Origin of the sequence: Pseudoruminococcus massiliensis (assembly GCF_900291955.1) — a bacterium.
Taxonomy (GTDB): Bacteria; Bacillota; Clostridia; order Oscillospirales; family Acutalibacteraceae; genus Pseudoruminococcus; species Pseudoruminococcus massiliensis.
In genome coordinates this window covers 18,364-32,561 of sequence record NZ_OLMR01000007.1, presented here as the reverse complement: position 1 = coordinate 32,561, position 14,198 = coordinate 18,364, and the positions used below count along the sequence as shown (strand labels likewise).

The following is a 14,198-nucleotide window of genomic DNA, read 5'->3' as shown; positions in this document are numbered from 1 at the left end:
GTTTCAAAAAATGAGGGAAGCAATATGAAGACAGAAAAGCTTACAACAGATATTCTGATTATAGGTGGCGGAACAGCAGGCTGCTATGCGGCTTTGACAATATCCGAAAATTCTGATAAAAAAGTTATAATCTGCGAAAAGGCACACATAAAGAGAAGTGGTTGCCTTGCGGCTGGTGTAAACGCTCTTAATGCGTATATCACAGAGGGCAAAACTCCTCAGGATTATGTTGATTACGCAAAGCACGATGCAGATGGCATAGTAAGAGAAGATTTGCTACTTACAATGTCCGAAAGACTTAATTCCGTTACACATAGGCTTGAACAGCTCGGACTTGTAATTCTCAAGGACGAAAATGGCAAGTATGTAACACGAGGAAACCGCAACCTTAAAATCAACGGTGAAAATATAAAGCCTATACTTGCTAAAGCAGTAGAAGCCTTGCCAAATACAACTATTCTCAACAGAGTAAATATAATCGACTTTGCCGTAAAAGATAACAGAATCCAAGGTGCTTTTGGAATAGGCATAGATGATGATACATTCTATACTATCGAGGCTAAGGCAGTAATAATTGCCACAGGTGGTGCGGCGGGACTTTATAAGCCAAATAATCCGGGATTTTCACGCCATAAAATGTGGTATCCGCCATTCAACACAGGTGCAGGCTATGCAATGGGAATAAAAGCTGGTGCAGAGATGACCACTTTTGAAATGCGTTTTATAGCTTTAAGATGTAAAGATACGATTGCCCCGACAGGTACTCTTGCCCAGGGTGTCGGTGCTAAACAAGTAAATTCACTTGGAGAAGTTTACGAAACAAAATATGGCTTAACCACTTCAGAGAGAGTTTACGGCACAGTTAATGAAAATCAAGAGGGCAGAGGTCCTTGCTATCTCAGAACAGAGGGTATTACGCCCGAACAAGACGAATCCTTGCTCAAAGCATATTTGAATATGGCTCCTTCACAGACTATAAAGTGGATAGAGAGCGGAAAGAATCCATCTCAGCAGAATGTTGAAATCGAGGGTACAGAGCCTTACATAGTAGGCGGTCATACAGCAAGTGGCTATTGGGTTGACACAAAGAGAGCAACCACAATCAATGGTTTGTTTGCAGGTGGTGATGTTGCCGGAGGTGCTCCGCAGAAATATGTAACAGGTGCTTTGGCAGAGGGTGAGATTGCAGCCCTTTCCGCAGTTGAATATGTTTCAGAAAATGGTATTTCACCTATCGAGAGCAGTAATATAGATAGCCACATTTCAGAGGTTGAAAGCTTTCTTACCAAAAAGGATTCCCGCTTTACAACAGAACAGCTTGAAGAAGCTATGCAGAGCGTTATGGATTCCTATGCAGGCGGTATTAAAACAAATTATCGTTTTAATGAGAAACAGCTTGATATTGCAGACTATAAAATTAAACAGCTCACAGAGCTTTCAAATTCGCTTTACGCAGAAGATTTTCAGGAGCTTATGTATATCTATGAACTTCGTGAAAGACTTACAGTTTGCAGAAGTGTTATAGCACATCTCAAAGCAAGAAAAGAAACCCGTTGGCATAGCTTTGCAGAAAATCTCGATTATCCAAATAAGGACGATAAGAACTTCAACAAATATGTAAATTCACGCCTTGAAAACGGCGAAATAAAAATAATCCTTCGTGATTTAGTACCGGGAGGTAAGAGTTATGAGCATAGCAATTAACAAACAAAAATGTGTTGGTTGTGGAAGATGCCAAAATGTCTGTCCCGGAAGTCTTATCAAAATAGATGAGAGCGGTAAGGCATATATCAAGTATCCAAAGGATTGCTGGGGCTGTACCTCTTGCATTAAAGAATGTCCTGTACACGCAATAAATTTCTATCTCGGTGCGGATATAGGTGGTATGGGCAGTATGGTTCATACCGAAAAGAGCGGAGATATTCTAAGCTGGATAATAGAAAAACCTCATGGCGATACCATTAAGATAGATATAAACCAAAGGGAATCAAATAAGTATTAAGGAGAGAAGAAAATGAGTGAACTTTCACATCTTGACGAACTCGAAGCAGAAGCTATATACATCATCAGAGAAGTAGCTGCCGAATGTGAAAAGCCAGTAATGCTTTATTCAATAGGAAAAGATAGCTCTGTAATGCTTCATCTTGCTATGAAAGCGTTTTATCCCGAAAAACCTCCTTTTCCTTTTATGCACATAGATACAACATGGAAGTTTAAGGATATGATTAAATTCCGTGATGAAACAGCCAAAAAACTCGGTATAGAAATGATAGTCTATACAAACGAAGATGGAGTTAAGCAAGGAATAAATCCATTTGACCACGGAGCAGCTTATACTGATATTATGAAAACTCAGGCTCTCAAGCAGGCACTCACCAAATATGGCTTTACAGCGGCATTCGGTGGTGGTAGGCGTGACGAGGAAAAGTCAAGAGCAAAGGAAAGAATTTTCTCTTTCCGAAATGAAGCTCAGGCATGGGACCCAAAAAATCAGCGTCCTGAAATGTGGAAGCTTTATAACACAAAGATTAAAAAGGGAGAGAGCATAAGAGTTTTCCCAATCTCAAACTGGACAGAAAAAGATATATGGCAATATATCAAGCGTGAGAATATAGATATAGTTCCTCTTTATTTTGCAGCTGAACGCCCTGTTGTAGAGCGTGACGGCAACATCATAATGGTTGATGATGACCGTTTCCCACTCAAAGAGGGAGAAGTTCCGCAGATGAAGTCAGTTCGTTTCAGAACACTTGGTTGCTATCCGCTTACAGGTGGTATAGAATCCACCGCAACTACACTCGATGAAATCATTGATGAAACTCTAAGCTCAGTATCCTCAGAGCGTACATCAAGAGTTATCGACAATGAGGCGGCAGGAAGTATGGAGCGTAGAAAAAGGGAGGGCTATTTCTAATGAAAGGATTACTCAAATTTATAACCTGCGGAAGTGTTGATGACGGAAAATCAACACTTATCGGACATATATTATATGATGCAAAGTTGATTTATGCCGACCAAGAAAAAGCTCTTGAACTTGATAGTAAGGTTGGCAGCCGAAACGGTGCAATAGATTATTCACTTCTCCTTGATGGACTTATGGCAGAGCGTGAGCAGGGCATTACAATAGATGTTGCCTATCGCTATTTTACAACAGATAACAGAAGCTTTATAGTTGCCGATACACCAGGTCATGAAGAATATACAAGAAATATGGCAGTCGGTGCGTCCTTTGCAGATTTAGCTGTTATTCTTGTTGACGCTTCACAAGGCGTTCTTGTTCAGACAAGGCGTCACGCAAGAATCTGCAAACTTATGGGTATTCGTTACTTTGTCTTTGCTATAAATAAGATGGATTTAGTCGGTTATAGCAAGGAACGCTTTGATGAAATCGTAAAGCAGATTGATGAGCTTAAAGAAGAACTTAAACTTGATAATGTAAAGATTATTCCTTTGTCAGCAACAGAGGGCGATAATGTCACCACCAAGTCCGAAAATATCAAGTGGTATGACGGAGTTCCGCTTTTGGAGTATCTCGAAACTGTCGATATATCCTCCTCAGACGAGGAAAAAGGTTTCTATATGCCAGTTCAGAGAGTCTGCCGTCCAGACCATACATTCAGAGGTTTTCAAGGGCAAATTGAAGCAGGAAGTATCAGCGTAGGCGATGAGATTGTCGCATTACCAAGCAACGAAAAAGCAAATGTCAAGAGTGTTTTCGTTACAGATAAAGAGGTAAAATCAGCACATAAAGGTCAGCCAGTAACAATAACCTTAGATAAAGAGGTTGATGTTTCAAGAGGCTGCGTGCTTTCAAAGAATGCTGATATTGCAGTATATAAAAAGCTCAAGGTCTCACTTCTTTGGATGGACGATGAACCACTCGTTATTGGCAAGGATTATCTTGTCAAGCTTGGCACAAAGACTATTTCTGGCATTATTACTGCCATTGATTATGCAGTTAATGTAAATACAGGCGAGCATATCAAGACAGAAACTCTCGAAAAGAATGGTATAGCTGTTTGCGAAATTCTCCTCACAGAAGCTATTGTTGCAGACCTTTTCTCAGCACATAAAACACTCGGAGAAATTATTCTCATTGATAGAGTTACCAATATGACATCAGCTTGCGGTGTTATTGAAGATGTCAGTCAAAAGGCAGTTTCAGGCTCAGCAAAGGCATCATTTAAGCTTGGAGATGTTGAAGCAAGAGGCGATATATTCGAGGAATTCTACTATGATACATCAAGCCTTAATGTTTTGAAGTATCAGCCAGTAAGAAACACCTATACAGTCGGTGATGAAATTCCTGTTGACGGTGAAAGCTACCATTATCCAGATAGCTTTGATATAATCGTACTTCGTGACCAAGTAGCTATCAGCGTAAGAGATAAGAAGATTACAGCTATTATTCCTGCAAGCGAGTATGAATATAGCGGTTTCCCTGTCATAAATGGACGAGGCTTTGAGGTTGTCGCAGATAATAACGAAGCTGTACAAGACTTCCTTAAAGAATATAATTCTCTTGCAGATAGCAACGACCCACAATTCTTTGCTAAGTGGATTAAGTTCAATACTTATCGTAAGATTATAATTAAAGCCTAAATTTATTAACAGCCTAAGTCAAAAATAGACTAAGGCTGTTTACTTTTTTATTTAAAAAGTATATAATATAGCTAATTAGTTTTCCAAGCGGAGAACTAAACTGCCGATTAGTTAGCAAACTTTCTAAAGACGCTCAAAAGTTTTGCTCAAGCTTTTTCAAAAGCTTGCAGGGTCGAGGGACGGAGTCCCTCGTGGGTTTTAAGGGCAAAGCCCTTAACATTCTTTGCTTTCTAAGTGCGAACGAAGTTCGCACTTAATGACTAATGTTGCTAATTAAAGTATTGAGCGGCGGACGAAGTCCGCCGCCTAAGAAAAAACAAATGTTGGGCTTCGCCCAAAAGTGTTTCGCTCTCTGCGGAGAGCGACCAAAGGCTCTGCCTTTGGAAACTGCGAGCCTTTGAAAAGGCTCGAGCGAAACTTTTAATTGTCTTGGGAAAGTCTATAAAATAATATGGAGGAATCTAAAATGAGTAAAAAGTTAGTAGCGTATTTTTCGGCAAGTGGTGTAACTGCAAAATTGGCAAAAAGACTTGCTGATGCAGTAGATGCTGATATTTTCGAGATAAAGCCCGAAAAACCATATACCACCGCAGACCTTGACTGGACAAATAAAAAAAGCCGTTCAAGTGTAGAAATGAGCGATAAGAGCTTCAGACCTGCTGTTGCTGAGAAGCTTGATAATATCGCAGATTATGATACTATTTATGTAGGATTTCCGATATGGTGGTATGTCGCCCCTACAATTATAAATACATTTCTTGAGCAATACGATTTAACAGGCAAAACAATTATACCTTTCGCAACCTCAGGCTCAAGCCGTATGGGAAAGACAAACTCAGAGCTTGCACCATCTTGCAAGGGAGCAATTCTAAAAGAAGGCAAGCGTTTTGAAGAAAATGCTGATGAAATAGAACTCAAGAAGTGGGCAGATAGTATCCGTTAAGAGATTAAATAGTGTATTGAATTTTTATCATTGATGACGACCCCCACAATGTCCATAGAAACAAAAAGTAGGTAGAATGATAAAATGTGCAGAGAATTTGACCCACAGCATGTATTGCTGGACATTATGTTAATATTTTATATCGGATATTATATAGTAATAGTAAGAATCTATGATAAAATAGTAAAGTCATGAGCAAATACCGATTTGCCTATATAACCTATATAAAAAGATAAAGGCATCGCATTGTTTTTGCGGTGCCTTTGCTTTAAATGGTGATTAAAAATGATGGATAGATGTTTGCAATAAACCATCCACTTAATATTATAGCGAAAAATTTCGATTTGTGTTAAAAGTTGTAAAATTTGACGACTTCTGGTAAACTTTGTACGAATAATTCTTTTAGAGAATAAAAAGTTATTTAATCAGCAAACAAAGCATATGATTATATTAAAAAAGTTTTGGTGATTTATATGTTTTATTCTCTGAAGTTAAAAAAATTAATTCCCATGATAGTAAAAATTGCAATGATTTTATTATTCTGTACTTTGCTTACAATCTTTCCGAAAGGTGCATCTGAAGGTGCAAAAAAGGGACTTGAATATTGCCTTGAACTTTTAGTACCATCTTTGTTTCCATTTATGGTATTGTCATCGTATATAGTTCGTTCTGGGGTATCGTCAATACTTGGAGAAATGTTTTCTCCAATAATGAGATTTCTGTTCCGACTTGATGGTTCAACAGCACCTACTGTAATAATGAGTTTCATAGGAGGTTTTCCTGTTGGCGCAAGAGGCATAGCAGGAATGTATGAAACAAAGCAAATCTCTTTGAATCAAGCAAGGCGAATGTCGCTTTTTTGCGTCGGTGCAGGACCAGCTTTTTTGATAACAGCAGTAGGAACAGTTCTCTTAGGCAATACAAAGCTTGGAATAATTCTACTTGTATCCCAACTTATATCAGGCTTAATCTTAGGAATAATCTCAAGATTTTTCTATCCTGAAAAATCTATTAAAGAGAAAAACAAGCCAAAAGATACTATCAGCCAACAAAACGCTTTTATAAAGGCGTGTACAGATGGCTCAAAAGGAATAATTTCGTTGTCAGCTTTGGTTATATTATTTCAGACATTTATAGGAATTATAGAGCAAAGTGGGGCAGAGCAGTTTATAGAAAAAATATTTTCATCTATGGGGTTGAGTTGTTCAAAGATAATTTTGCCATCAATTTTAGAGGTTACTGGTGCGTGTAATGTAATAGCAGAAGGGACATTTCCGCTATATATTTTATCTGCGGTTATAGCATTTGGTGGCTTTTGTGTATATTTGCAAATATGGGGTATACTTTCAGAAATACAGCCGAATAAGCTGTTGTTTATTCTTTTCAGAGTGTTTGCCGCCATACTTAATGGATTTTGCACATATATAATTACATTGTTCTATAAGCCAGTAAGTAATGTTTTTAATAGTTTTTCAGAGAGAGCAACACCAAATACAGCAACGCATCTTACTGGTGGAATAGCAATTCTTGTATTGTCAATGTTGTTTTTGTTGAGCATATCTGTCAAAAAAAGAGCAAAATAAAATTATGGCGGTGCGTGACCGCACAGGACAAGACGCAGAATCGCTCGACAAGTCTCGCTCGACACTTTTAAGAGAAGTTTGTTGACGCGGTCGAAGAAATTTCCAATGAACTACCGATTAACTAACGCACTTCCCCAAGACATTTAAAAGTTTCGCTCGAGCCTTTCCAAAGGCTCGTAGGTCAAGGGCAACGCCCTTGTCGCTCTCCGCAGAGAGCGAAACGCTTTTGGGCGAAGCCCAACATTTATTTTTTTCCAATCGGTGGACGAAGTCCACCGATGAATTCTTTTGTTAGCAATAAATTTTCCTTGTGCTTTATACCTTTTTATCAGCGTCAGTCTGTTCCTCTTGAATATCTTCTTCATCAGGATATTTTATATTCGGAATAGGATTTTCAGAACTTTCATCAAATTCATTTCCGAGCGGAATATTATTGCTCGTATAGAAATTATTTTTAATTTTAGTCAAGGTATCCATACTTTTGCAAATACGCTTATATAGAGTATCAAGCCTATCATCGAGAGTTATAGTACCAATCTTTATATCACGCCTGAGCCAAGCTATATCCTCACGAAATAGATTAACCTCTTTTTCAATCGTGTCAATAACATTGACAGCGTCCATAGCCTTTTCCTGAGCCTCATCAATAACGCCTAAGGCACGAGCCTCAGCCTTCATTTTTATATTCATAAGACTTTCTTGCAAGTCATCATATCTTTTTGCTTTAATTACAAGTAAGTCGTATTTTTCTTGCAACTCGTGTTTTTCTTCAAGACGCAGACGAAGTTCTGCTTCATATGCCTGTATATCGTTTTCACGCTGTGCAGTGACATCTGCAAGCTGCATTTGTAGTGACTGAACCGATTTATATAGAGCGTTTCTTGCGGCCGTAATTTCAATTAAGGAAGTCTTTTTGTCTGAAAGCTCAAGCTCTGCTTCGTGTAAACGCTCTTTAAGTTGTTCAAGCTCCATTTCAGAAGTAAGCTTTTTTTCAACTATACTCTTTTCATTGTTGGCAATGTTATTGTTCAATATTTCGTTCATGGATACCACCTCAAAAAAATCAATCATATCCATTATATCAGAAAAAATAATATTATACAATGCTTTTTTGTATAAAATAAACTTCTCTAAGACAGTTAAAAGTTTCGCTCGAGCCTTTTCAAAGGCTCGTAGGTCAAGGGCAACGCCCTTGTCGCTCTCCGCAGAGAGCGAAATACTTTATGCTTCTCTGAGCGCAGGAGGGTAGAAAAACATTCCAGTGGAATGTTTTTCGTAGGGAACCCTCGCAGGGGGTTCCCTGAAAAAGTGTTTTGTTCTTAAAATATAAAATCGTTTAATAAACCTATTGTTAAACTTATGCTAATTTATCATCTTATCCTCAGCAATAATTATTTTTAATGCCTCAATAGCAGTAAGAACGGCATTTTTAGTATTGATATTTTCGGAATTATCTCCAGATTTTCTGCGTTCCTGATTCCATATTGCGTGTAGAATAGAACCAGCACGAATATTTCTCACTGCTGAAACAGTAAAAAGAGCTGCTGTTTCCATTTCAGAAGCGAGTACACCACATTTTATAAAGGCTTTCCATTTGTTTTCAAGCTCATATGAAACAGCCATAGTTGCAGGATTATGCTGACCATAGAAAGAATCTTTACTATGTATAATTCCCGTATGATAATGTTCATCAAGCTTTGTTGCAGCTTTAACTAAAGCTGATGTAACTTCAAAATCAGCAGTAGCAGGTAATTCTATTGGAGCGTATTCCTTAGAAGTACCCTCCGCACGAACCGCTGAAGTAGCTATGATAAGGTCGCCCGATTTTACAGTTTCTTGCATACCACCACAAGTTCCAACGCGAATGATAGTATCTACACCGAGCATATGAAGCTCTTCAAGGGCAATAGCCGTAGATGGACCGCCTATACCAGTCGATGTTACCAAAACATTTTCACCACAAAGAGTGCCAAAATAAGTAGTATATTCTCTGTTTGAAACGAGATAATCCGCATCTTCAAGGTAAGAGGCTATTTTTGATACACGAGCAGGGTCTCCCGGAAGAATAGCATATTTTGCCTTAACCGTTCTAGGAATTTGTAAATGAAAAAGCACATTTTCATTCATAACTCATAAGCCTCCTTATATAAAAAGTACCTTATACAATCAGAACATATCATTCTTTTTGAGAATTATAAAAGCCGAAATCATCAATATAGCTGATAGTACGAATGGGAACCACCAGAAATCATCAAATGGAAGTCCTCCATCAATATTCATTCCATATAAGCCAGAGATAACCGTAGGAATAGAAACAATCAGTGTCAAAGAAGCAAGAACTTTCATAACATAATTAAGGTTGTTGCTTATAACAGATGAGAAAGTATCCATTGTGCTTGACATAATGTTAAGGTGTATTCCAACCATTTCTATTGCCTGTTTAATTTCAATAAGAACATCTTCAAGAAGGTCTTGGTCGTCCTCATAAAGCTTGATATGTCTGCCACGCATAAGCTTTTCTAGAGTAATTTCATCAGCCTTTAGTGAAGACGAAAAATAAACCAGCGATTTCTGAATTTCAAAAAGCTGGATAATCTCTTTATTTTTCATAGATTTTTTCATTTTTTCTTCTACATGCTCGCTGATTTTATCAATCTGCTTAATATATTGCAAATATCTCGCTGCAACTCTGAGCATTATATGAAAAACAAATTGAGTTTTATAGTTAGTAAAGACATCTTTAACGACGCCCTCGGAAAATTCACTAAGAATAGGAGTTTCCTTAATAGAAACAGTTATAACATTTTTTGGGGTAATCATAATGCCGATAGGCATGGTAGCATATCTTATACTCTTGTTAAACTTTTCAACAACAGGAATATCTATAATTATAAGCGTAACTCCGTTTTCATTATCTATATGAGAGCTTTCCTCTTCATCAAGAGATGCCCTGAAGAAATCAGGTTCAATATTAAAATCCTTTATAAGACTTGCAACCTCGTCCCCCTCAGGTTCAACGCAGTTTATCCAACAGCCTGGTTCATAATTATCAATAGCCTCAATTCTATTGTTAATAGTTTTATAGTAGCTTATCATTTTTGTGCACTTCCTAACAAAATCAAATCAGAGCACAAAATACATTATGTGCTCTGTTTATAGCATAAATAATAGCAATCCGTATTCGACCGACAGACGGGTCAGAGCCCATAATGTTTACCCCTTTCATAGTTTAAAATATAAAAAAATCAAAAGCAAATCAACATTTTCTTAATATATTATACCAATAAATTCGCCGAAACGCAAGAATTTTACGAAATATTGACTCTTGTTTTTCGTAAGATTTATTTTTAGTTATAAGAAAAATAAATCACTCAAAAACACTATCTTAATTGTGCAAAATTATAGACTAAAGTTCATGTTTGTGTTAAAATAAACTTTAATATAATTAAAAAATTCGGGTGATTATTTTATGTCTAAAGAACTTAGCCAATGTCAGATGATAGAAAGAAGTCTTTCCAAGACCTATCGAAAAAGAATATGGGTACCATTTATTATGGCAATAAAGAAATATGAACTTATCCAAGAGGGAGATAGAATAGCTGTTTGTATTTCTGGTGGAAAGGATTCCATGCTTTTGGCAAAACTTCTGCAAATGCTTCAAAGACATAGTGATTTTCCCTTTGAACTTGTATTTCTTGTTATGGACCCTGGCTATAATAGCATTAATCGAGAAAAGATTGAGAGTAATGCAAAGCTGCTCGAAATACCAATAACAATATTTGAAACTGATATATTTAATATAGCCGATAGAACCGAAAAAAATCCTTGTTATCTTTGTGCTAAAATGCGTAGAGGTCATTTGTACAGTCAAGCTAAAAAGCTTGGCTGTAATAAAATCGCACTTGGACACCACTTTAACGATGTTATAGAAACTACCTTATTAGGAATGTTTTATGGTTCTCAGCTTCAAGCTATGTTGCCAAAGCTTCATAGCACAAATTTTGAGGGTATGGAGCTTATCAGACCGCTTTATTGTGTACACGAGGACGATATAATAGCTTGGAAAAAATATAATCATCTGGAGTTTATCCAGTGTGCTTGTCGTTTCACAGAGAAATCTGCTGAAAGTGAGGATGGAATAGGAGCATCAAAGCGAAAGGAAGTAAAGGAGCTTATCCGTAAATTAAAGAAAGACAATCCAAATATCGAGAAAAGTATTTTCAATAGTATACATTCAGTTTGTTTAGATACGATGGTTGGTTATAAATCGAATGGTGAAGAACATTCTTTTTTAGATAATTATTAAAAATTGTTTACCTCCAATATAGCTACTGTACTTTCCTTAAGACACTTAAAAGTTTCGCTTGAGCCTTTTCAAAGGCTCATAGGTCAAGGGCAACGCCCTTGTCGCTCTCCGCAGAGAGCGAAACACCTTTGGGCTTTGCCCAACATTTATTTTTTCTTAAAATCGGCGGATTTTATCCGCCGATTCATTCTCTTTCGTTAGCAACATTAGTTATTAAGGGCGGACTTTGTCCGCCCTTTTGGGGCAAGAGAAGTTAAGGGCTTCGCCCTTAAAACCCACAAGGGACTCCGTCCCTCGACCCTGCAAGCTTTTGAAAAAGCTTGAGCAAAACTTTTATCTGTCTTTGGGAAGTGCATTAGTTATCGGTAGTTTAGTTCTCCGCGTGGGTAAACCTCTCATATTCACTACGAGTGAGACTTGTCGAGCGATTCCGCGTCTTGACCGCGGTGGCACGTTGCTTTGAGCAAAATTTTTAATTGTCTTAGATAAGTTTATTAACTTAGTAAAAAACCTCAACAATGCAGTATGCAAGGATACAAAAGACGATGCCGAAAAGCTCAAAGCATATTTTAACACAGTAGTAAAATTCAAAGCTGAAAAATTCGGCGGTATCTGGAAAGAATTTTATTCATTGCGTGATAAAGCACGATAAATATTAAGCTTATCAGTAATTTAATATTTCAATTTTAATGTTGTTTTCAGAAAGATTCTGATTTTCAGAAAATATACTCAACATATATTCAGAAATTTGCTTTGTATAGAATTTACTGCTAAGATTTTTATTAGTAACATCAAAAGATGATAGGGGAGTGGAAAGCCCTGTGCCAAGGAATTTGACATAGGCTTCCTTTTTCGTCCATATCTCATAAAAAGCATTGCCTTGGCTTTCACTTTCGAGAATATACTTATATTCATTTTCCGAAAAAAAGCGTTTTGCAATTTCTATTCGTGCATCTGAGATTATTTCTGCATCAATTCCTATTGGTGAAGTATCACTTGCGAAAGCGACACAGTTCCCCGAATGAGAAACCGAAAAATGAAATTCCGAAAAGTTTTTAATTGAAGGCTTTTCGTGTTCATTATATTCAAACTGGATTTCATTAGATTTAATACCCGCTTGTTTAGATGCCTCTGTACATATCAATAAGCCTGAAAATAAAGAAAGTATTTTATCCTTGTCAAATCTGAAACGGGAGATTTTTTCTAATCTTTCATTGGGCAAAAAAGAAAGATATTTTTTATATCTTGAAAATTCGCAAGAAGTATCAACAAATAATAATTTTACATTAATCATAATAAATCGTCCTCAAAATAATTGTTAATTTATTATAGCAAAATTTCTGATTGTTTACAATCTTTGCTATTTCAGATTTTTAAGCTTAAAAGTAATTGACATTTTATAAGATATTTGATATAATATTTAGGTATCTTAAATATGCGGATATGGCGGAATTGGCAGACGCGTATGGTTCAGGTCCATATGAATGCAAATTCATGCAGGTTCAAGTCCTGTTATCCGCACCATAACTTTTATAATCCCATAAATACTGAAAATGCAGTGTTTATGGGATTTTTTCTTTGTTCTAAATTCGTTAAAAACAGGCTTATAAGATATATATAACTAACAAATAACTAACAAGCAACTAACAAAATAAACACCCGTACAGTTGCTAAAGCTATACGGGTGTTATGGCTGAATTTAGATTAAATTTATTGTGTTTATAAGCTCTTGAATTTCAATGTGAGTATATACTTTTTCGGTTAAATTCATTATTGATTTATGACCGACTATTTTCTTAATAACTGTTTGATTAGCATTTTTTTGCACAAGCTGACTTATACAAGTATGACGAGTTTCGTGTATAGTATGATTCATATCTAGACTAATCATGAGATTATTGAAATAATTTTTTCTAAAATTATCATATGTCATTCTTTTGCCATCTTCGGTACAAATTACATATTTACATGTTGAATGTTCAAGGAAATACCTCCAAAATGGAAGGACTTTATCAGCTATCGGAACGATTCGTATACCTGAGTCAGTCTTAGATGCACGAACATAAAAATATTGTTCATCAATATGTAAGTCTTCCTTTGTTAAGTTCAGAAGTTCTGAAACTCGAACACCACTATATATTAGCATAAGCACTATTTTTAAGCTATCTATTTTCTGAGCTTTCCAAAGCTGATTTATTTCTTCTGTCGAAAATGCATTTTTGGGCTTAGAATCGTATTTCACATTGATTTTCAAACATTCTGCGTAATTTTTCTTTATGCAGTCGTGTTGTATGCACCAGCGGAACATTTTATTAAATAAGATATGCACTCTTTTAACACTTGCATAACTCAAATGTAAGTTGTCTAATACATTTTGCATATGAATAGGTCTTATATCTAACATTTTCATATTATGAAGTATTTCGCAGTTTTTATATGCAGCTTCGTAGTTTCGCTTTGTAGACTTGTTCGTGTCTTCGTTGAATTCATCCGCATACCATTTTTTATAGATTTCGGCAAAGGTTATCTTTCCAAGCTCAAGGTCATATGGATTGAAGTTATAGTCTGCCAATGCTTGTAAAGCTTGCTGACGAGTAGCGTAATAGCCTATGATAGAATATAACTGTTTGCCATTATCGTCATAGCCTCTTGTTTTTCGTGCAATGTATGGCTTTCTTCGTTTTCCAGAAAGTTTATATACACTGCCATATCCGTTTGGTAATCTCATATTAACACTCCTTTTCTTAAAAAAGAGTGCAAAAAT

At 36.5% G+C, this 14,198-nt stretch carries 13 protein-coding genes and 1 tRNA gene; 8 read left to right on the top strand and 6 right to left on the bottom strand.

The genetic code is table 11. From position 1 onward, the window contains the following. Positions 1–24 precede the first annotated feature (24 nt). From C9914_RS09065 to C9914_RS09045, 5 genes are all read left to right on the top strand, one after another. Positions 25–1,704, top strand: a complete 1,680-nt coding sequence (locus C9914_RS09065; RefSeq protein ID WP_106764934.1) for an adenylyl-sulfate reductase subunit alpha — start codon at positions 25–27, stop codon at positions 1,702–1,704. After that, a complete protein-coding gene (locus tag C9914_RS09060; RefSeq protein ID WP_106764932.1) occupies positions 1,688–2,002 on the top strand; it encodes a 4Fe-4S dicluster domain-containing protein in 315 nt (104 codons plus the stop codon). Before C9914_RS09065 ends, C9914_RS09060 begins: the two co-directional genes overlap by 17 nt. Before the next feature lie 12 nt (positions 2,003–2,014). Beyond that, positions 2,015–2,914, top strand: a complete 900-nt coding sequence (gene cysD, locus C9914_RS09055) for a sulfate adenylyltransferase subunit CysD (RefSeq protein WP_106764931.1) — start codon at positions 2,015–2,017, stop codon at positions 2,912–2,914. Continuing rightward, the gene (locus tag C9914_RS09050) at positions 2,914–4,602 is read left to right on the top strand and encodes a sulfate adenylyltransferase subunit 1 (protein WP_106764930.1); all 1,689 of its coding nucleotides are present in this window, start codon (positions 2,914–2,916) and stop codon (positions 4,600–4,602) included. Before cysD ends, C9914_RS09050 begins: the two co-directional genes overlap by 1 nt. A 466-nt stretch (positions 4,603–5,068) precedes the next feature. Next, positions 5,069–5,545, top strand: a complete 477-nt coding sequence (locus C9914_RS09045) for a flavodoxin (RefSeq protein ID WP_022264073.1) — start codon at positions 5,069–5,071, stop codon at positions 5,543–5,545. 478 nt (positions 5,546–6,023) lie between these two features. On the opposite strand, the gene C9914_RS09040 is transcribed toward C9914_RS09045, so the two are convergent. Continuing rightward, on the bottom strand, positions 6,024–6,314 hold the full coding sequence (locus C9914_RS09040) for a hypothetical protein (RefSeq protein WP_106764928.1): 291 nt from the start codon (positions 6,312–6,314) through the stop codon (positions 6,024–6,026). Between C9914_RS09040 and C9914_RS09035 the strand changes: the two genes are divergently transcribed. Further along, complete coding sequence (locus C9914_RS09035; protein WP_330404326.1) at positions 6,205–7,128, top strand: hypothetical protein; 924 nt, start codon at positions 6,205–6,207, stop codon at positions 7,126–7,128. The two genes, C9914_RS09040 and C9914_RS09035, sit on opposite strands and share 110 nt — an antisense overlap. Positions 7,129–7,443: 315 nt before the next feature. Here the strand turns inward: C9914_RS09035 and C9914_RS09030 are convergent, their stop codons facing one another. The 3 genes from C9914_RS09030 to C9914_RS09020 form a co-directional block, all read right to left on the bottom strand. After that, positions 7,444–8,172 (bottom strand): hypothetical protein, encoded by a 729-nt coding sequence (locus C9914_RS09030; RefSeq protein WP_022264075.1) that lies wholly within the window; start codon positions 8,170–8,172, stop codon positions 7,444–7,446. Positions 8,173–8,490: 318 nt separating this feature from the next. Beyond that, on the bottom strand, positions 8,491–9,255 hold the full coding sequence (gene udp / locus C9914_RS09025; RefSeq protein ID WP_106764924.1) for a uridine phosphorylase: 765 nt from the start codon (positions 9,253–9,255) through the stop codon (positions 8,491–8,493). Between the two features lie 39 nt (positions 9,256–9,294). After that, positions 9,295–10,224 (bottom strand): magnesium transporter CorA family protein, encoded by a 930-nt coding sequence (locus C9914_RS09020; protein ID WP_022264077.1) that lies wholly within the window; start codon positions 10,222–10,224, stop codon positions 9,295–9,297. 373 nt (positions 10,225–10,597) lie between these two features. Between C9914_RS09020 and C9914_RS09015 the strand changes: the two genes are divergently transcribed. After that, complete coding sequence (locus C9914_RS09015; RefSeq protein ID WP_106764922.1) at positions 10,598–11,434, top strand: tRNA 2-thiocytidine biosynthesis TtcA family protein; 837 nt, start codon at positions 10,598–10,600, stop codon at positions 11,432–11,434. Positions 11,435–12,098: 664 nt separating this feature from the next. On the opposite strand, the gene C9914_RS09010 is transcribed toward C9914_RS09015, so the two are convergent. Beyond that, positions 12,099–12,728, bottom strand: coding sequence for a 4'-phosphopantetheinyl transferase family protein (locus tag C9914_RS09010; RefSeq protein ID WP_106764920.1), 630 nt, complete (start codon positions 12,726–12,728; stop codon positions 12,099–12,101). 143 nt (positions 12,729–12,871) lie between these two features. Here C9914_RS09010 and C9914_RS09005 point away from each other — a divergent pair. Further along, positions 12,872–12,958 (top strand) — tRNA-Leu (locus tag C9914_RS09005). Between the two features lie 175 nt (positions 12,959–13,133). Here the strand turns inward: C9914_RS09005 and C9914_RS09000 are convergent. Next, complete coding sequence (locus C9914_RS09000) at positions 13,134–14,162, bottom strand: tyrosine-type recombinase/integrase (protein WP_106764918.1); 1,029 nt, start codon at positions 14,160–14,162, stop codon at positions 13,134–13,136. Between the last annotated feature and the right edge of the window lie 36 nt (positions 14,163–14,198).